Source organism: Blautia sp. KLE_1732_HM_1032 (assembly GCF_025147905.1).
In the GTDB taxonomy this organism is placed as follows: domain Bacteria; phylum Bacillota; class Clostridia; order Lachnospirales; family Lachnospiraceae; genus Blautia_A; species Blautia_A fusiformis.
The window spans coordinates 2,920,089-2,937,850 of sequence record NZ_CP102266.1 but is presented as its reverse complement, the minus strand read 5'-3'; the positions used below and the strand labels follow the sequence as shown (position 1 = coordinate 2,937,850).

The window sequence follows — 17,762 nt, the reverse complement described above, 5'->3', positions numbered from 1 at the left end:
CGGATATGAGAGTGGACTCTGGTTATGAGTCAGTTTCTGGATTTTCTGTTCGTGCAGCCTGTTCAATCAGTGTCCGGTTTACATCATCCTCATAGGTCCGCATCTGCACCTGCATAGGTGTGGGATCATCGCTTAGCTTCAGATGCCCGAAATGATTAAAGAAGATCAGTACGCCGAGGCCGATCCCGATGGAGTAGGAAATCTCCAGGATGGTAAAGCCGGAGGAACTTTTTCCCGTAACAAGAGTGTAAAACTGGCTAAAAAGGCTGCCCATATCTACGTCATTATTAAAGGTCATAATGGAAAAAGCGGCGCCGAAAAAGGAAACCAGGCATACAAAAAGGATTTTTACATACCGGAAAATTTTCCCTGTGGCAGAGCTGATGCGGTAGGTGATGATAAAATCCGCTTCCCCGATGGGAGAAATATCAATGGAGGGTTCCAGCTTCTGGATCTTTTTCAGAAGATCCGAGACAGACATCACATAGCGTCCGGGCTTTTTCGCATCCAGAACGATCACAGGCATGACCCGCAGACGATTGAGGATTTTGAGGTCACTCATGGAAAGTGCAGCGATATCCTGAAGATATACATGTGGGTTGGTGACTTCAATGTTCTGATCCAGCTGCAGATAAAGAGTATCACTCATGAGAAAAAACTCCTTTCCCGGAATATTATTTTTTCATTTTTGGACGGAAGAAGAGACTGGCAAGATAAGAGAAGATCAGGGCGGAGGAAACTCCGGCAGCACAGGCAGTGAAGCCTCCTGTAAAAAGCCCAAGGATGCCGTCTTCTTCAATGGCTTTTTTCATACCCTCCCATAATACATGTCCGAAACCGATCAGCGGGACGGAGGCCCCGGCACCTGCAAAATCCACCAGCGGCCGGTAGATGCCAACGGCACTTAACAGGGCGCCGCTACATACCAGAAGTACCATCACACGGCCAGGCATCAGCTTTGTCTTGTCCAGAAGAATCTGGATCAGGGCACAGACAAGGCCGCCGAACCAGAATGCGTTAAAGTAATCCATGCTCATACCTCCATATGCTCGATGACAACTCCGTGGGCAATACCCGGAATACTGTCACCTTCATTAAAGCTTACTTTGGAAAGAAGCGCTCCTGTTGGTACAAAAAGGATCCGCTTCCATTCTCCGGATACAATCTTCGGAAGGATGTAGGAGGCAAGGACTACAGCAGAACAGCCGCAGCCGCTTCCTCCTGCGTGGGTGTCCTGAGAAGGATCGTCATAGATCAGGATACCGCAGTCTTTATGAATGGGAGAAAGCCGGATATTTTGTTCCTCCAGAAGATCTAGGAGGATTTTCTGCCCGATGATCCCCAGATCCCCGGTAAAGACGGCATCATAATCCGAAGGCGTCCGCCCGAAATCCGAAAAGCTTCGTGCAATGGTATCGCAGGCTGCAGGAGCCATACAGCCTCCCATGTTCATGGAATCCCTGAGACCGTAATCCATCACACGGCCGGCAGTAAGGCCGGTGATAGCAGCACAGCCTATGCCGGAGCGCAGAGGAGCTTTGTCTCCGGGAGGAGATGTACTTAGGATACAGGCACCGCTTCCGGTTACTGTCCAGGTGGCAGAAAACGGCCGCTGGTTTCCGTATCCCAGAGGAAAACGAAATTCTTTTTCCGCACTTGCGAAATGGCTAGAGGTGGCACATAAGACCCGTGTGCCGAATCCGGCGGTCAGAGCAAGGGAACCGAGAGAAAGTGCTTCCCCTATGGTGGAGCAGGCGCCGTAAAGACCGTAAAAGGGAATTCCAAGTCCAGCGGAGCCGAAACAGGTGGCTGATGTCTGAGCGAGAAGATCTCCGGCGAACATCAGATGGATATCTTCGTAGCTCAGTCCGGCTTTGCTTATGGCCTGAGTGGCAGTTTCTTTCTGCAGTGTGCTTTCCGCAGATTCCCAGGTGTCACAGCCAAACATGGGATCTTCACAGACCAGGTCAAAAAGATCTCCAAGAGGACCGTCCGCCTCTTTCTGACTGACGATGGAGGCGGCGCTTTCGATATACAAAGGCTGTGAAAATGCAATGCTGGCTGCGCCAAGTCTGAGATTTTTGCTCATGATATCACCTCCAGGATCTTCAGGATATAATAGATCACACCCAGTCCCCAGGCGCTTAAGATGCCGTAGAGGATCACAGGACCTGCAATAGTAAAGATCTTGCACCCTATGCCGAAAACCTGTCCTTCTGCCCGGAACTCAATGGCGGATGCAGCCACTGAGTTGGCGAATCCGGTAATGGGAACAAGACTTCCTGCACCGCCGAATTTGCCGATTTTGGGATAAATACCAAAGCCTGTGAGAAGGACGCTTAAGAGAATGAGAATGACAGAACACCAGGTTCTGGAATCGGAAGCATCTGCACCGAGAGCCTGTGCTGTGTTTAAGATAACCTGTCCAAGAAGACAGATCAGTCCGCCTGTGAGAAAAGCTTTTGCCATATTCAGCGGCAGACTGTGGGTGGGAGTAAGCTGCTTGACATATTGTTCATATTTTTTTTGGTTGATATTTTGCATATGGAAAATCCTTTCGTGAGATGGTAGAGTGACAGTAAGAATTACATCCAGCTCATGGCATAATAAAACAGGGAGCCCAGGGCTTTTCCGGCAGCAATGGAAATTATTACCGGAGAAAGCCCCTGAGAGAGCTTCAGCCGTCTGGCAAAGACGGGAAAGACTTTTGCGATCTCTGCCAGTGCAAGGATCCAGCCGCCCAGGAAAATTCCGAAAAATACTCCGCAGACAGCCAGGAAAAAAGGTCCCAGCGGAATTCTGATCGGAAACAGGGTGACGACGGTTCCGGCAACTGTTCCCAGAAGTGTCAGATCTTCATAAAGAAAAATCTGGTCAGCTGTATGCGTGATACCTGCATAGCGGGGAACAATGGAAAGGCCGATCAGCAGTCCGGAGACACCTCCTGCAACGATGATCCCGGCACAGAAACCGATAAAGCACAGAATCAGTTGTTGAAGCATGTACAGAACCTCCTTGTGGGATTGTATGGGAATAGTATGAGAAAATATAAATTTTTTATGCGAAAATCTTAAAAAACAAGAATATCTGTACATTTACGGACAGAGATAGTATAATAAAAAGGAATATGGACAGCGGCGGACAGGCGCTGTCTTTCTCAATCAAAAGAAAAAACAGTGTCAGGAGGACGGATATGCAGGATGCTTTTTCACGTATGGAATTGCTCGTTGGAAATACAGGTGTAAAAAAACTCAGCAGGGCGAAAATTGCAGTATTCGGTCTTGGCGGAGCCGGATCACAGGTGGCAGAGTCACTTGCGCGCTGCGGTGTGGGGAGTCTGACACTGATCGATCATGAAAAGATCACATTGACGAATATCGGAAGCCAGGTGCTGGCACTTCATTCTACTCTGGGAATGAGCAAGGTAGAGGCGGCCAAGAAGAGAATCCGGGATATTGATGAGAATATTTTGGTGCATACCTACGAAACCTTTTATAATGAGGAGACTGCGGGAATGTTTGAATTGCGTTCCTTTGATTATATTGTGGATACAATGGGAACACTGTCGTCAAAACTGCTTCTGATCAGCAGAGCAAGGGAGGGACGTGTGCCTGTGATCTCCTGCCTGGACATTGGGGACAAGATAGACCCGTCTAGACTTGAGGTTGCGGATATCAGTAGGACCACAGTATGCCCGGCGGCCAGGATCATAAAAAAAGAACTGCGTAAACAGGGAATACGTAAACTCAAAGTACTGTATTCCAGAGAACAACCGGCAAAAGAAAAGCTTTTCAGACGGAGAAGAACTATGGTGAAGAAGCCTGCCGAAGGAAATATTTCCTTTGTGACAGGGACTGCGGGATATCTGCTGGCGGGAGAAGTTGTGCGGGATATACTGTCAGCCGGAAACGTTTCACACAGCTGACAGCAAATGAGAAATTGAGCGCAGATCACGGACAGATCCAGTTCATGAGCATGAGTCAAGGCGGAACAGTAATGTCTGCTTTACAGAAATAAAACAGAAAGACTGAGGAAATAAAAAGTGAATTCAGAAATCATAAAAAAGTTCTGCGATCTTCTTGGAGAAGAACGTGTTTTTACAGGCGAAGCAATGAGCCGTCATACAACTTTTAAGATCGGAGGTCCGGCGGATTATTTTCTGATGCCGGATAAAGACACAGATGTGGGGCGTATCGTAAAAATCTGTAAAGAAAGTGCAATCCCTTATTTTATCCTTGGAAACGGAAGTAATCTTCTGGTAGGAGACGGCGGTTACCGTGGCGCGGTTATCCAGATCTACAAAAATATGTCTGCCGTTACCGTAGAAGGAACAGAGATCACCGTACAGGCAGGTGCGCTGCTTTCATCGGTGGCAGCAGCAGCAAAAAATGCAGCGCTTACAGGCTTTGAGTTTGCAGGCGGGATCCCGGGAACTATGGGCGGTGCGGTTGTGATGAATGCAGGTGCCTATGGCGGCGAGATGAAGGATGTTCTCACAGAGGTAACTGTGATGGATGAAGAGGGAGAGATCGTTACCCTTCCGGCAGATAAACTGGAACTGGGATATCGTACCAGCATCATCAAAACCGCAGGTTATATCGTGCTGGAAGCAAAGCTGCAGCTGAAGGAGGGAAATCCGGAAGTGATCCGTGAGACCATGAAAGATCTGACGATCCGTCGTACCACCAAACAGCCGTTGGAGTATCCCAGTGCTGGAAGTACCTTTAAGAGACCGGAGGGATATTTTGCAGGTAAGCTGATCATGGACAGCGGTCTTGCTGGATATCAGGTAGGTGGTGCACAGGTTTCTGAGAAACACTGTGGCTTTGTGATCAATGCAGGCGGTGCAACTGCCAGGGATGTCCGCACGCTGATGGATAATGTCAGGGATATCGTTTATAAGAAATATGGAGTTACGCTGGAACCGGAGGTGAAGTTCCTGGGTGATTTTGAAGCCTGATGACCATTTCTGGTACATCGTTTTCAAAATAATTATACCACTTACTTGTCTGTGGATCCGATTGCACAGACCTAAAAGGCTCAGCGTAGTCCGGCTTTCAGGTACCCAGGATACGAAACAGAGGGAACAGGAATGCGTATGTACGCTTTGCATATAACGGAAGAAGAAATGGAAAGGAAGAGAGACTATGCGTTTTGTGATCGTTACAGGAGTGTCAGGAGCAGGAAAAACAGCTGCACTTAAAATGTTGGAGGATATGGGATATTTCTGCGTGGATAATCTTCCAATCCAGCTTCTGGAAAAATTTGCTTCCCTTCTTCCTGAGATGCAGAGCGAAAATGTTAGAAATGTGGCTCTGGGGATCGATGCCAGAAGCGGAAGTGCCCTTGATGAACTGGAAGTAGTTCTGGACCGTATGAAGCAGACCGGGTATGATTACGAGATCCTGTTTATGGATGCAGAGGATTCTGTCCTTGTAAAACGCTATAAAGAATCCAGAAGAAGCCACCCGCTGGCAAGAGCAGGAAGAGTGGATGAGGGAATCCGCCTAGAACGTGAGAAAACAAAATTTCTCCGGAAACGTGCGGATTATATCATTGATACCAGCCATCTGCTTACCAGGGAGCTTCGCCAGGAAATCGAAAAGATCTTTGTGGATGACAGAGAGTTCAGCAATATCATGATCTCTGTGCTTTCCTTCGGCTTTAAGTATGGAATCCCGGCAGATGCAGATCTTGTGTTTGATGTGCGATTTCTTCCCAATCCCTATTATGTGGATGAACTGCGTCCTCTGACAGGCCTTGACGATGAAGTGTTCAATTATGTGATGGCCAGTGATACGGCGAAAGCCTTCGCGGACAAATTGGAGGATATGATCCGTTTTCTGATCCCTAACTACATTAAAGAAGGGAAAACAAGCCTTGTGATCGGTATCGGATGTACAGGGGGAAAACATCGTTCTGTTACGATTGCCAGAGAACTTTTTTCCAGGCTTTCCAAATCGGATGAATACGGTATCCGCCTGGAGCACAGGGATGCGGAGAAGGACAGACTTCTGAAAAAATAACTGTCGCGATGAAAAGGGTGGCAGGGAAACAGTAAAAGAGGGTTCGGGATGTCATTTTCAGGAAAAGTCAAAGAAGAACTTGCAGGACAGCTTAGTCTGGCCAGGCACTGTCAGGTGGCAGAACTGGCGGCACTGCTCTGCGGCTGCGGCCGTGTGGAAAAAATGTCGGATGGAAACAGAAAACTATGGATCCAGACAGAAAATGAAGCAGTTGCAAGAAAAAGCTTTACATTATTGCGAAAAACCTTTAATATAGAGACAGCGATTGTTATCCGGGAAGGATCTCATCTCAAACGGGGTAAGGTATATCTTGTTGAGGTTACGGATCCTGCCAGAACAGAGGAAGTACTGCAGGGGACAAAGCTTTCTGTGGATAACGAAACCGGTTTACTTGAAATGGATAATTCGCTTGTGGTTCAGATGAACTGTTGCAAGCGGGCATTTATTCGCGGTACTTTTTTGTCGTCCGGTTCGATCAGTGATCCAGAGAAAGGGTATCATTTTGAGATCGTGTGTCCGGACAGCAGGAAAGCAGAACAATTACAGGGGATTATCCGCAGTTTTCACGTAGAAGCTAAAATTGTGGTGCGCAAGAAATCATATGTGGTCTATGTGAAGGAGGGCGCACAGATCGTTGACATGCTGGCAGTCATGGAAGCGAACGTAGCCCTTATGGATCTGGAGAACATCCGGATACTTAAGGAAATGCGTAACACGGTAAACCGCAAGGTGAACTGTGAGGCTGCGAATATCAATAAAACGGTAAATGCGGCAGTGAGACAGGTGGAAGATATACAGCTGATCAGCAGAACTATCGGCTTTGAGAGTTTGAGCGATGGACTGGCACAGATAGCCAGGCTGAGACTGCAGTATCCGGATGCCACACTGAAAGAATTAGGTATGATGTTGAATCCGCAGGTGGGCAAATCAGGTGTGAATCACCGGCTTCGCAAGCTGAGTGAGATCGCAGATGAGCTGCGGGAGAACAAGGAGGAGCTATTATGATTAAAAAACCAATCACTATCAACTTATCCACTGGACTGGAGGCAAGACCTGTAGCACAGCTTGTTCAGGTGGCAAGCCAGTTTAACAGTGAAATTTATGTTGAGATTGGCAAAAAAAGAGTCAATGCAAAGAGCATTATGGGAATGATGACTCTGGGACTTGACGCTGGAGAAGAGATTACACTGTCTGCCAACGGTGATGATGAGAATGCAGCGATGGAGAGCATTGAACAGTATTTAAGCAACCAGTAATCAGTTGGAACAGAGCAGTCCGCGGAAAATGGTAGATTCCTGCGGATGTGGAATATAAAGGGATACAGACGGAAAGGAAGACCGATTCCCGCTGTATCCCTTTCCGCTTCAAAGTACCTACAAATATGAAAGAGGAAGATTACCTATGTCAAAAGTATTGAAATTTATCGTACATTTTGTTGTGATATGCACACTGATCTGTGTACTGGGACTTGTTCTTCCGCCGTTCTTCGGGGTGAGAACAGTGATCGTGGATAAATCCGATAAGGCAACGAACCTCCCAGTCGGATCTGTTACATATGCGATCCCGGAGAAGAGTTCTGCGATCAGCGCAGGTACTCCGATCCTTGTACAGAAAGATTCCGAGACATATAAATATACGATCACCAATCTCGATGCCTCCAAGGGAACCGGAACAGTAACAGATCAGTCCGTTTCCGGAGGAAAGACTTTTACCATTAAGGTTGGAGATTATGTTCCGAAAGTTGTAGTTACCATTGGCTATGTGGGATATCTTATGGTGGCTACAGAAAGTATTGAAGGCCTGATCATTCTTGGTCTGGTCGTATTGTTCCTGATCATCCTGTATGTGATCGCAGAGCTCTGGAAGAAAGAGCCGGATGATATTGAGGAAGATGTGAACGATCCGGAACCGGGTTATGTGAAGTCTAGGAAAGAACTGAAGCAGGAAGAAAAAGCACGTGCCAGAAGAATGAAGGAAGAAGAAAAAGAGATCATTCAGGAAGAAAAGGCACGAAAACACAAAAATAAAAAAGCAGATAAGCGTAAGGTCCGTACGGGCGGTTTCGTAGATGAAATTGACGAAGAGGATGTTACAGGCTATTCGGAGAATAAAAAGAAGGTTGCCATACAGCAGACTGCACAGACTGCCGCAAGTGAAGCTCATGCGGAACTTAAGAAAGAGATTGCAGCAGCCACTTCAGAAGAAGCAGATATGCTTTCCAGACTGGAAATGGCAGAACGTACGGTTGAAGAAAACAGAAAGCCGCATCCGGCCGGAAAGGTCGAAGAGGTTCCGGAAGAGGAAGAGGAGCCGGTTACCATTGGAAGCCTTGCGATGCCGTCTTATTCCGCAGCGCAGCTTGCAAGCCGCGTAAAGAAGGCCGGTGATGCACCGGATATCGTTAAGGATGACATCACGAAGGTTACACTGTTTGATTACTCGGATATCATCAGTGGTGATGTGGACGATATGGAAGAATAAAATAAGTACCTATTATATAAGAAGAAAATGGTTCAGAAATGAGCCATTTTCTTCTTTTTTAAAAAAAATCAAAAAAATTTAAAAAAAGGCTTGCATTCTGAAGAATCATCGTATATACTAATCCTTGCTGTGACATTGATAGCTATGAAGCGCGAGGTTGCTGCCACACTGGCAGGTTTTCCGTGGAGCGAATGTCAAGTTAGGAAACTGACGACAAGTCACTGTACAAAGTTCAATAACCATCTTGGGATGGGACGTGTGTGCAAATATACCATGACACACACGGAGATGTGTACAGTCGCCGCTTGTCGTACTGCTATATAAGTACGAATAGGAGGAGACTTTTTTTATGGCAAATCAGGTAATGAGAATCACATTAAAGGCATATGATCATCAGCTCGTTGATGCATCTGCAGCAAAGATCATCGAGACAGTAAAGAAGAACGGAGCAATGGTAAGTGGACCGGTTCCGCTTCCTACTAAGAAAGAGGTTGTTACAATCTTAAGAGCTGTTCATAAATACAAAGATTCCAGAGAGCAGTTTGAGCAGAGAACACATAAGAGACTTATCGATATCCTGACACCAACTCAGAAAACAGTAGATGCACTTTCCAGACTGGAAATGCCGGCTGGTGTTCACATCGATATCAAGATGAAAAACCGCTAATAATGTCATTTGACATTAACTATATGATTACCGAATGGTAATCCGCTATAAGGAGGAAGAAAGAAATGAAGAAAGCTATTTTAGCTACTAAAGTCGGAATGACTCAGATCTTCAATGAAGATGGAATGTTAATTCCGGTAACTGTTTTACAGGCAGGTCCTTGCGTTGTAACTCAGGTTAAAACTGAGGAGAACGATGGATACACATCAGTTCAGGTTGGCTTCGGCGAGATCAGAGAGAAACTGGTCAACAAACCGGAGAAAGGCCACTTTGACAAAGCTGGTGTAGCTGTAAAGAGATTTGTAAAAGAGTTCAGATTTGACAATGCCGGCGAGTATGAGGTTGGACAGGAAATCAAGGCTGATATCTTTGCAGCAGGAGATCATATCGATGCTACTGCAGTTTCCAAAGGTAAAGGCTTCCAGGGCGCCATCAAGAGACATGGCCAGTCCAGAGGACCTATGGCTCACGGTTCTAAATATCATCGTCATGCAGGTTCCAACGGCGCTTGCTCCGATCCGAGCAAGGTTTTCAAAGGAAAACATATGCCAGGTCACATGGGACATGTTCAGGTAACTGTTCAGAATCTTGAGATCGTACGTGTAGATACAGAAAATAACTTACTGTTAGTTAAGGGTGCTGTTCCAGGACCTAAGAAATCTTTGGTTACAATCAAAGAGACAGTAAAGTCCTTATAATAGGAAAGGAGGAGCATCAGAATGGCTAATGTAACTGTTTATAATATGGAAGGCAATGAAGTTGGCACAATGGAGCTGAATGACGCAGTATTCGGCGTTGAGATCAACGAGCATCTCGTTCATCTTGCAGTTGTTCGTCAGCTTGCAAATAACCGTCAGGGAACTCAGAAAGCGAAAACTCGTTCTGAGGTAAGAGGCGGCGGAAGAAAACCGTGGAGACAGAAAGGAACAGGTCATGCAAGACAGGGTTCCATCCGTGCACCACAGTGGACAGGCGGCGGTGTTGTATTCGCTCCGGTTCCGAGAGATTATGAAGTAAAAATGAACAAGAAGGAAAGAAGAGCAGCTCTTAAATCCGCTCTGACATCCAAGGTTCAGGATAATAAACTTGTTGTTGTTGACAGCCTTGCACTTGCTGAGGTTAAGACAAAAGAGATGCAGAAGGTTCTTACAAACCTGAAAGCAGAGAAAGCTCTTGTAATCACAGCTGACAACGATCAGAACGTAGTTCTTTCCGCAAGAAACATCGCTGACGTGGAAACTGCAACACCGGCTACAATCAACACATACGATGTTATGAAACACAACACCGTAGTTGTTACAAAGGATGCCGTTGCATCTATCGAGGAGGTATACGCATAATGGCAAGTATTCAGTACTATGACGTAATCATCCGTCCGGTTATCACAGAGAAATCCATGGCAGACATGGGTGAGAAGAAATATACATTCCTTGTACATCCGGAAGCTAACAAGACTCAGATCAAAGAGGCTGTTGAGAAGATGTTCGAGGGAACAAAAGTTAAGAGCGTAAACACCATCAACAGTGATGGAAAGAAAAAACGCCGTGGAATGGTAGTTGGAAAAACTGCTAAGACTAAAAAAGCTATCGTAGCTCTTACAGAAGAGAGCAAAGATATCGAGATTTTTGAGGGACTTTAATTAACAGATAAGTCCGAATATGTGCACGAAAGCACGAGAACAAATTCGAAAGGAGAAACATCATGGGAATCAAAAGCTATAACCCATATACACCGTCAAGAAGACATATGACTGGTTCCGACTTCTCTGAGATTACAGCTGCAAAACCAGAGAAATCCCTCGTTACTTCCCTTAAGAAGAACGCTGGACGTAACAATCAGGGTAAGATCACTGTAAGACATCAGGGTGGCGGAAGCAGAAGAAAATACAGAATCATCGACTTCAAGAGAAGAAAAGATGGAATCCCTGCAACAGTTAAAACAATCGAGTACGATCCGAACAGAACAGCTAACATCGCTCTGATCTGCTACGCAGATGGCGAGAAAGCTTACATCCTCGCTCCAGAGGGACTTAAAGTAGGCCAGAAGGTTTACAATGGTCCGGAAGCTGAGGTTCGTGTTGGAAACTGCCTCCCACTGGAGCTTATCCCGGTTGGTACTATGGTTCACAACATTGAGCTTCATCCTGGAAAAGGCGGACAGATGGTTCGTTCTGCAGGAAACGGCGCACAGCTCATGGCTAAAGAAGGAAAGTACGCAACACTTCGTCTTCCTTCCGGTGAGATGAGAATGGTTCCGATCGTATGCCGCGCAACTGTTGGTGTAATCGGAAACGGAGATCACAACCTTATTAACATCGGTAAAGCCGGACGTAAACGTAACATGGGTATCAGACCTACAGTTCGTGGTTCCGTAATGAACCCGAATGACCATCCACATGGTGGTGGTGAAGGTAAGACCGGTATCGGACGCCCAGGTCCTTGCACACCGTGGGGCAAACCTGCTCTCGGCCTGAAGACCAGAAAGAAAAACAAACAGTCCAACAAGTACATCGTAAGAAGACGCGATGGAAAAGCATTATCGAAATAATAAGGAGGAGAAAGCATGTCTCGTTCACTGAAAAAAGGACCTTTTGCAGACCAGAGCTTACTTAAAAAAGTAGACGCTCTTAACGCTGCAAATGATAAATCCGTAATCAAAACTTGGTCTCGCCGTTCCACAATCTTCCCGTCTTTCGTAGGACACACAATCGCTGTTCATGACGGAAGAAAACATGTGCCGGTATATATCACAGAGGATATGGTAGGACACAAACTTGGTGAGTTCGTTGCAACAAGAACTTACAGAGGACACGGAAAAGACGAGAAGAAGTCCGGAGTACGCTAGTCATCAGATTTATAACTGCCCGCTGTCAATTTAAGACAGCTGGCAGATAACTTAGATATCGAATTTAAGAAAGGAGGCACTTTAAGATGGCAAAAGGACATAGAAGCCAGATAAAGAGAGCCAGAAATGAGAATAATAGAGAGACAAGGCCGTCTGCAAAGTTATCTTATGCAAGAATTTCTGTTCAGAAAGCCTGCTACGTATTAGATGCGATCCGTGGCAAAGATGTACAGACAGCACTTGGTATCCTGACATACAATCCGAGATACGCTTCCAGCGTGATCAAAAAACTGCTTGAGTCAGCAGTAGCAAACGCTGAAAACAACAACGGAATGAACGCAGACAACCTTTATGTTGCAGCATGCTATGCAGATAAGGGACCTACAATGAAGAGAATTCAGCCGAGAGCACAGGGTAGAGCTTACAGAATCGAGAAGAGAACTAGCCATATCACAGTTGTGCTTGATGAAAGGTAAGGAGGAAAAGCATGGGACAGAAAGTTAATCCGCATGGCCTTAGAGTCGGAGTTATCAAGGATTGGGATTCCAGATGGTATGCAGAAGACAAGTTTGCTGACTACCTGGTAGAAGACTACAACATCAGAACATTCCTTAAAAAGAAATTATACAGCGCAGGTGTTTCCAAAATCGAGATCGAGAGAGCATCTGACAGAGTTAAGATCATCATCTACACAGCAAAACCTGGTATCGTAATCGGTAAGGGCGGCGCAGAGATCGAGAAAGTTAAAGCTGAGCTTCAGAAATACACAGACAAGAAGCTTATCGTTGACATCAAAGAAGTTAAGAGACCGGACAAAGATGCACAGCTGGTTGCTGAGAACATTGCTCTTCAGCTTGAGAATCGTATTTCCTTCAGACGTGCTATGAAGTCCACAATGCAGAGAACAATGAAGGCTGGCGCTAAGGGAATCAAGACTTCCGTATCCGGACGTCTCGGCGGAGCTGATATGGCTCGTACAGAGTTCTACAGCGAGGGAACAATCCCGCTTCAGACACTTCGTGCAGATATCGACTATGGCTTTGCGGAAGCAGACACCACATATGGTAAAGTTGGTGTTAAGGCATGGATCTACAATGGTGAGATTCTTCCGACAAAAGGAACTAAGGAAGGGAGCGATAAATAATGTTAATGCCAAAAAGAGTAAAACGTCGTAAACAATTCCGTGGCTCCATGAGAGGAAAAGCCCTTAGAGGCAATGTTATCAACTATGGTGATTTCGGTCTTGTTGCTACTGAGCCATGTTGGATCAGATCTAATCAGATCGAGGCAGCCCGTGTTGCTATGACCCGTTACATCAAACGTGGCGGTAAAGTTTGGATTAAGATTTTCCCGGATAAACCGGTAACAGCTAAACCAGCTGAGACTCGAATGGGTTCCGGAAAAGGCGCTCTGGAGTACTGGGTAGCAGTAGTAAAACCAGGTCGTGTTATGTTTGAGATTGCAGGCGTGTCCGAAGAGGTTGCCCGTGAAGCATTACGTCTTGCAATGCACAAGTTACCATGTAAATGTAAAATCGTTTCTCGTGCAGACTTAGAAGGCGGTGATAACAGTGAAAATTAATAAGTTCGTGGAAGATTTAAAAGCAAAGTCAGTTGCAGAACTGAATGAAGAATTAGTAGCTGCTAAAAAAGAGCTTTTCAATCTGAGATTTCAGAATGCAACAAACCAGTTAGACAATACAGGACGAATCAAAGAGGTTCGTAAAAATATTGCCAGAATCCAGACAGTAATCACTGAGCAGGCAAACGCTTCCAAATAGGACAGGAGGACATAATCGTGGAAAGAAATCTGAGAAAAACCCGCGTGGGTAAGGTTATCAGCGACAAAATGGATAAGACCATCGTAGTTGCAATTGAAGACCATGTAAAACATCCTCTTTACAAAAAAATCGTGAAGAGAACATATAAATTAAAAGCTCATGACGAGAACAATGAGTGCAACATCGGAGATACCGTTAAGGTAATGGAGACCAGACCGCTGTCCAAGGACAAGAGATGGAGACTGGTTGAGATCGTAGAGAAAGCTAAATAAGGAGGAAACCAGTATGATTCAGCAGGAAACTAGACTGAAAGTTGCCGACAACACTGGTGCAAAAGAAATCCTTTGTATTCGTGTTATGGGCGGCTCTACAAGAAGATATGCAAACATCGGTGACACAATCGTTGCTACGGTTAAAGATGCAACACCAGGCGGCGTTGTTAAAAAAGGTGACGTTGTTAAAGCTGTAGTTGTTAGAACTAAAAAAGGCGCTCGTCGTAAAGACGGATCTTACATCCGTTTCGATGAAAATGCTGCCGTAATTATCAAGGATGACTTAACTCCGAGAGGAACACGTATCTTTGGACCAGTTGCCAGAGAGCTTCGTGAGAAGAAATTCATGAAGATCGTTTCCTTAGCTCCGGAAGTATTATAGGAGGGTGCCGAATGTCAGCTATGAAAATTAAAAAAGGTGATACTGTAAAGGTAATCGCTGGAAAAGATAAAGGTAAGGACGGAAAGGTCCTTGCAGTTAACGTAAAAGACAACACAGTAGTTGTTGAGAACGTAAACATGGTTACAAAGCACGCTAAACCGTCCGCAGCTAATCAGAACGGTGGAATCGTGACAAAAGAAGCTCCGCTTCATATCTCCAACGTAATGCTCGTTGTAGACGGAAAAGCTACAAGAGTTGGATTCAAGATGGATGGAGACAAAAAAGTTCGTGTTGCCAAAGCAACAGGAAAGACAATCGATTAATTAAGAGAGGAGGCATATAAAGGTGAGTAGATTAAAAGATCTTTACAAGAACGAGATCATGGATGCCATGACCAAGAAATTCGGATACAAAAACGTAATGGAAGTGCCAAAACTCGAGAAAATCGTTGTTAACATGGGTGTTGGCGAGGCAAAAGAGAACGCTAAACTTCTTGACGCTGCAATCGCAGATATGGAACTTGTTACAGGACAGAAAGCAATCGCTACAAAAGCTAAAAAATCTGTCGCTAACTTCAAAATCAGAGAGGGTATGCCGATCGGATGTAAAGTTACTCTGAGAGGCGAGAAGATGTATGAGTTCGCTGATCGTCTTATCAACCTTGCTCTTCCACGTGTACGTGACTTCCGTGGTGTTAACCCGAACGCATTCGACGGCAGAGGAAACTATGCTCTTGGTATCAAAGAGCAGCTGATCTTCCCAGAGGTTGAGTACGATAAGGTTGATAAAGTAAGAGGAATGGACGTTATCTTCGTTACAACTGCTAAAACAGATGAAGAGGCACGCGAATTACTGACATTATTCAACATGCCATTTGCTAAATAGGAGGAAAAGATTCATGGCTAAGACAGCAATGAAAATTAAACAGCAGCGTAAAGCTAAATTCTCCACAAGAGAGTATACTCGCTGCAGAATCTGTGGCCGTCCACATGCATACCTGAGAAAATACGGAATTTGCAGAATCTGCTTCCGTGAGCTGGCATACAAAGGTCAGATCCCGGGTGTTAAGAAAGCTTCCTGGTAGGCCGAGGCGAAAGCAACTTTTTAATCATTTAACTAATATTCACACGACATGTAAAGTCTGAAGAAAGAGGAGGAAACTTACATGACAATGAGCGATCCGATCGCAGATATGCTTACAAGAATCCGTAACGCAAATACTGCAAAACATGACACTGTAGACGTACCGGCATCCAAGATGAAAATTGCTATCGCAAACATCCTTGTAGATGAGGGATACATCGCAAAATATGATCTGGTTGAGGATGGAGTTGTTAAAACTCTTCACATCACACTGAAATATGGTGAGGACAAAAACCAGAAGATCATCACAGGACTTAAGAGAATCTCCAAACCAGGTCTTCGTGTATACGCAGGCAAGGATGAGCTTCCGAAGGTTCTTGGTGGACTTGGCATCGCAATCCTTTCCACAAACAAAGGCGTTATCACTGACAAAGAGGCTCGTAAGCTTCAGGTTGGTGGCGAGGTACTTGCATTCGTTTGGTAGGTCTAAGCCGCTTAACGAAGCAGTCATATAGCTTTTAAACTGAAAACAGAGAGGGCCCATGCCCTCTCCGACAATCTAAGTAAGGAGGACAAATTTATGTCACGAATCGGAAGACTTCCGGTTGCAATTCCAGCTGGCGTTGAGGTTACAGTCGCAGATGGAAACGTTGTAACAGTAAAAGGACCTAAGGGAACACTTGAGAGAGCACTCCCGACAGAGTTAGAGATCAAAGTTGAAGACGGTCATGTAGTTGTAACAAGACCGAACGACTTAAAGAGAATCAAAGCCCTTCACGGCTTAACAAGAAGCCTTATCCACAACATGGTTGTTGGTGTAAGCGAAGGATACAAAAAAGAGCTTGAGGTTAACGGTGTTGGTTACAGAGCTGCTAAGCAGGGCAAGAAACTTGTACTTAACCTCGGATATTCTCACCCGGTAGAGATGGAAGATCCAGAAGGTCTTGAGTCCACAGTTGACGGAAACAAGATCATCGTATCTGGTATCAGCAAAGAAAAAGTTGGCCAGTACGCAGCTGAGATCAGAGACAAGAGAAGACCTGAGCCATACAAGGGCAAGGGAATCAAGTACGTTGACGAAGTTATCAGACGTAAAGTCGGTAAGACCGGTAAGAAATAATTAAGGAGAGTGAGAATATGATTAACAAAGCATCCAGAAGCGAAATTCGCGAAAAGAAGCATAGAAGATTACGTCATCATTTAAACGGAACTGCAACTACTCCTCGTCTGGCAGTATTTCGTTCCAACAAGCACATCTATGCACAGATTATTGATGACACAGTTGGTAAAACTTTAGTATCCGCTTCTACTCTCCAGAAGGACGTAAAAGCAGAGCTTGAGAACACTGATGATGTACAGGCTGCAGCAAAAGTTGGAACAGTGATCGGTAAAAAAGCTGTTGAGGCTGGTATCGAGAGCGTTGTTTTCGACAGAGGTGGATATATCTACCACGGAAAAGTTAAAGCACTGGCAGATGCAGCAAGAGAAGCTGGACTGAAATTCTAAGAGGAGGAAAAGAACACATGAAACGTAATCTTATTGATGCTAGTCAGTTAGAGTTAGAAGATAAAGTAGTATCAATCAAGCGTGTTACCAAGGTTGTTAAAGGTGGTCGTAACTTCCGTTTCACAGCTTTAGTTGTTGTAGGTGACGGCAATGGACACGTTGGTGCAGGTTTAGGAAAAGCAGCAGAAATTCCGGAGGCGATCCGCAAAGGTAAAGAGGACGCTATGAAGAAGCTTGTTACTGTTGCAAGAGACGAGAACAATTCCATTACACATGACTTCATCGGAAAATTCGGAAGCGCTGAGATGCTTCTGAAGAGAGCTCCGGAAGGTACTGGAGTTATCGCCGGTGGCCCGGCACGTGCCGTAATCGAGCTTGCAGGTATCAAAAACATCCGTACAAAATGTATGGGTTCCAGAAATAAACAGAACGTAGTTCTGGCAACAATCGCAGGCCTGAGCCAGTTAAAGACTCCGGAAGAGGTTGCAAAGCTCCGCGGAAAATCTGTAGATGAGATTCTGGGTTAAGGAGGATATGGAAATGGCAGATACAATCAAGGTTACACTGGTAAAATCTCCGATCGGTGCAGTACCGAAACACAAAAAAACTGTAAAAGCTATGGGTCTTACAAAGATGCATAAAACAGTTGAGATGCCAGACAACGCTGCAACCAGAGGAATGATTCAGCAGGTGCAGCACCTGGTAAAAGTAGAAGATTAAG

31 protein-coding genes are annotated in these 17,762 nt (G+C 45.3%); 26 read left to right on the top strand and 5 right to left on the bottom strand.

What is annotated here, in order from left to right; all coding sequences use genetic code 11:
• Positions 1-22: 22 nt before the first annotated feature.
• The 5 genes from NQ489_RS14080 to NQ489_RS14060 are packed head-to-tail and all read right to left on the bottom strand — an operon-like array spanning position 23 to position 3,002.
• On the bottom strand, positions 23-649 hold the full coding sequence (locus NQ489_RS14080) for a stage V sporulation protein AA (RefSeq protein ID WP_021650754.1): 627 nt from the start codon (positions 647-649) through the stop codon (positions 23-25).
• Between the two features lie 25 nt (positions 650-674).
• On the bottom strand, positions 675-1,031 hold the full coding sequence (locus tag NQ489_RS14075; protein WP_044961024.1) for a SpoVA/SpoVAEb family sporulation membrane protein: 357 nt from the start codon (positions 1,029-1,031) through the stop codon (positions 675-677).
• A 2-nt stretch (positions 1,032-1,033) separates the two neighbouring features.
• Positions 1,034-2,089 (bottom strand): stage V sporulation protein AD, encoded by a 1,056-nt coding sequence (locus NQ489_RS14070; protein ID WP_021650756.1) that lies wholly within the window; start codon positions 2,087-2,089, stop codon positions 1,034-1,036.
• Positions 2,086-2,544: a SpoVA/SpoVAEb family sporulation membrane protein gene (locus NQ489_RS14065; protein WP_021650757.1), complete on the bottom strand. Its 459-nt coding sequence runs from the start codon at positions 2,542-2,544 to the stop codon at positions 2,086-2,088. The genes NQ489_RS14070 and NQ489_RS14065 overlap by 4 nt, the downstream gene beginning before the upstream one ends.
• Before the next feature lie 41 nt (positions 2,545-2,585).
• On the bottom strand, positions 2,586-3,002 hold the full coding sequence (locus NQ489_RS14060) for a stage V sporulation protein AB (RefSeq protein ID WP_015526908.1): 417 nt from the start codon (positions 3,000-3,002) through the stop codon (positions 2,586-2,588).
• Between the two features lie 191 nt (positions 3,003-3,193).
• Here NQ489_RS14060 and NQ489_RS14055 point away from each other — a divergent pair, with 191 nt between their 5' ends.
• The 26 genes from NQ489_RS14055 (at position 3,194) to rpmD (ending at position 17,761) form a co-directional block, all read left to right on the top strand.
• Positions 3,194-3,925: a tRNA threonylcarbamoyladenosine dehydratase gene (locus tag NQ489_RS14055; RefSeq protein WP_044961026.1), complete on the top strand. Its 732-nt coding sequence runs from the start codon at positions 3,194-3,196 to the stop codon at positions 3,923-3,925.
• Between the two features lie 117 nt (positions 3,926-4,042).
• Complete coding sequence (murB, locus tag NQ489_RS14050) at positions 4,043-4,960, top strand: UDP-N-acetylmuramate dehydrogenase (protein ID WP_021650759.1); 918 nt, start codon at positions 4,043-4,045, stop codon at positions 4,958-4,960.
• A gap of 187 nt (positions 4,961-5,147) precedes the next feature.
• Positions 5,148-6,026 (top strand): RNase adapter RapZ, encoded by an 879-nt coding sequence (gene rapZ, locus NQ489_RS14045; protein ID WP_015526911.1) that lies wholly within the window; start codon positions 5,148-5,150, stop codon positions 6,024-6,026.
• A 48-nt stretch (positions 6,027-6,074) separates the two neighbouring features.
• Positions 6,075-7,031: a DNA-binding protein WhiA gene (whiA, locus tag NQ489_RS14040; protein ID WP_015526912.1), complete on the top strand. Its 957-nt coding sequence runs from the start codon at positions 6,075-6,077 to the stop codon at positions 7,029-7,031.
• Positions 7,028-7,282 carry an HPr family phosphocarrier protein gene (locus NQ489_RS14035; protein ID WP_015526913.1) on the top strand — a complete coding sequence of 85 codons (255 nt, stop codon included), beginning with the start codon at positions 7,028-7,030 and terminating at the stop codon, positions 7,280-7,282. Before whiA ends, NQ489_RS14035 begins: the two co-directional genes overlap by 4 nt.
• A gap of 145 nt (positions 7,283-7,427) precedes the next feature.
• Positions 7,428-8,507 (top strand): hypothetical protein, encoded by a 1,080-nt coding sequence (locus tag NQ489_RS14030; protein WP_021650760.1) that lies wholly within the window; start codon positions 7,428-7,430, stop codon positions 8,505-8,507.
• A 349-nt stretch (positions 8,508-8,856) separates the two neighbouring features.
• Positions 8,857-9,174 (top strand): 30S ribosomal protein S10, encoded by a 318-nt coding sequence (rpsJ, locus tag NQ489_RS14025; protein WP_015526916.1) that lies wholly within the window; start codon positions 8,857-8,859, stop codon positions 9,172-9,174.
• A gap of 65 nt (positions 9,175-9,239) precedes the next feature.
• Positions 9,240-9,872, top strand: coding sequence for a 50S ribosomal protein L3 (gene rplC / locus NQ489_RS14020; RefSeq protein ID WP_015526917.1), 633 nt, complete (start codon positions 9,240-9,242; stop codon positions 9,870-9,872).
• Positions 9,873-9,893: 21 nt separating this feature from the next.
• Positions 9,894-10,514 (top strand): 50S ribosomal protein L4, encoded by a 621-nt coding sequence (gene rplD / locus NQ489_RS14015; protein WP_015526918.1) that lies wholly within the window; start codon positions 9,894-9,896, stop codon positions 10,512-10,514.
• Positions 10,514-10,813 (top strand): 50S ribosomal protein L23, encoded by a 300-nt coding sequence (rplW, locus tag NQ489_RS14010; protein WP_015526919.1) that lies wholly within the window; start codon positions 10,514-10,516, stop codon positions 10,811-10,813. Before rplD ends, rplW begins: the two co-directional genes overlap by 1 nt.
• Before the next feature lie 62 nt (positions 10,814-10,875).
• Positions 10,876-11,721: a 50S ribosomal protein L2 gene (rplB, locus tag NQ489_RS14005; RefSeq protein WP_015526920.1), complete on the top strand. Its 846-nt coding sequence runs from the start codon at positions 10,876-10,878 to the stop codon at positions 11,719-11,721.
• 15 nt (positions 11,722-11,736) lie between these two features.
• Positions 11,737-12,018 (top strand): 30S ribosomal protein S19, encoded by a 282-nt coding sequence (rpsS, locus tag NQ489_RS14000; protein WP_015526921.1) that lies wholly within the window; start codon positions 11,737-11,739, stop codon positions 12,016-12,018.
• An 86-nt stretch (positions 12,019-12,104) separates the two neighbouring features.
• The gene (gene rplV, locus NQ489_RS13995) at positions 12,105-12,494 is read left to right on the top strand and encodes a 50S ribosomal protein L22 (RefSeq protein ID WP_015526922.1); all 390 of its coding nucleotides are present in this window, start codon (positions 12,105-12,107) and stop codon (positions 12,492-12,494) included.
• Between the two features lie 11 nt (positions 12,495-12,505).
• Positions 12,506-13,162, top strand: a complete 657-nt coding sequence (gene rpsC, locus NQ489_RS13990; protein ID WP_015526923.1) for a 30S ribosomal protein S3 — start codon at positions 12,506-12,508, stop codon at positions 13,160-13,162.
• On the top strand, positions 13,162-13,599 hold the full coding sequence (gene rplP / locus NQ489_RS13985) for a 50S ribosomal protein L16 (protein WP_015526924.1): 438 nt from the start codon (positions 13,162-13,164) through the stop codon (positions 13,597-13,599). The genes rpsC and rplP overlap by 1 nt, the downstream gene beginning before the upstream one ends.
• Entirely contained in the window at positions 13,589-13,798 is a 210-nt protein-coding gene (gene rpmC, locus NQ489_RS13980) for a 50S ribosomal protein L29 (RefSeq protein ID WP_021650762.1), read from the top strand. The genes rplP and rpmC overlap by 11 nt, the downstream gene beginning before the upstream one ends.
• 17 nt (positions 13,799-13,815) lie before the next feature.
• Positions 13,816-14,070 (top strand): 30S ribosomal protein S17, encoded by a 255-nt coding sequence (rpsQ, locus tag NQ489_RS13975; protein ID WP_021650763.1) that lies wholly within the window; start codon positions 13,816-13,818, stop codon positions 14,068-14,070.
• Between the two features lie 13 nt (positions 14,071-14,083).
• A complete protein-coding gene (rplN, locus tag NQ489_RS13970) occupies positions 14,084-14,452 on the top strand; it encodes a 50S ribosomal protein L14 (RefSeq protein ID WP_019162495.1) in 369 nt (122 codons plus the stop codon).
• 11 nt (positions 14,453-14,463) lie between these two features.
• Positions 14,464-14,775, top strand: coding sequence for a 50S ribosomal protein L24 (rplX, locus tag NQ489_RS13965; RefSeq protein ID WP_021650764.1), 312 nt, complete (start codon positions 14,464-14,466; stop codon positions 14,773-14,775).
• Between the two features lie 22 nt (positions 14,776-14,797).
• Positions 14,798-15,337: a 50S ribosomal protein L5 gene (gene rplE / locus NQ489_RS13960; RefSeq protein ID WP_021650765.1), complete on the top strand. Its 540-nt coding sequence runs from the start codon at positions 14,798-14,800 to the stop codon at positions 15,335-15,337.
• A 13-nt stretch (positions 15,338-15,350) separates the two neighbouring features.
• On the top strand, positions 15,351-15,536 hold the full coding sequence (locus NQ489_RS13955; protein WP_015526927.1) for a type Z 30S ribosomal protein S14: 186 nt from the start codon (positions 15,351-15,353) through the stop codon (positions 15,534-15,536).
• Between the two features lie 81 nt (positions 15,537-15,617).
• Positions 15,618-16,019, top strand: a complete 402-nt coding sequence (gene rpsH / locus NQ489_RS13950) for a 30S ribosomal protein S8 (protein WP_015526928.1) — start codon at positions 15,618-15,620, stop codon at positions 16,017-16,019.
• Positions 16,020-16,115: 96 nt separating this feature from the next.
• Positions 16,116-16,655, top strand: coding sequence for a 50S ribosomal protein L6 (gene rplF / locus NQ489_RS13945; protein WP_015526929.1), 540 nt, complete (start codon positions 16,116-16,118; stop codon positions 16,653-16,655).
• A 17-nt stretch (positions 16,656-16,672) separates the two neighbouring features.
• A complete protein-coding gene (gene rplR, locus NQ489_RS13940) occupies positions 16,673-17,041 on the top strand; it encodes a 50S ribosomal protein L18 (protein ID WP_015526930.1) in 369 nt (122 codons plus the stop codon).
• A 17-nt stretch (positions 17,042-17,058) separates the two neighbouring features.
• Positions 17,059-17,568, top strand: coding sequence for a 30S ribosomal protein S5 (rpsE, locus tag NQ489_RS13935; RefSeq protein ID WP_015526931.1), 510 nt, complete (start codon positions 17,059-17,061; stop codon positions 17,566-17,568).
• A gap of 13 nt (positions 17,569-17,581) precedes the next feature.
• A complete protein-coding gene (gene rpmD / locus NQ489_RS13930; RefSeq protein ID WP_015526932.1) occupies positions 17,582-17,761 on the top strand; it encodes a 50S ribosomal protein L30 in 180 nt (59 codons plus the stop codon).
• Position 17,762 lies beyond the last annotated feature (1 nt).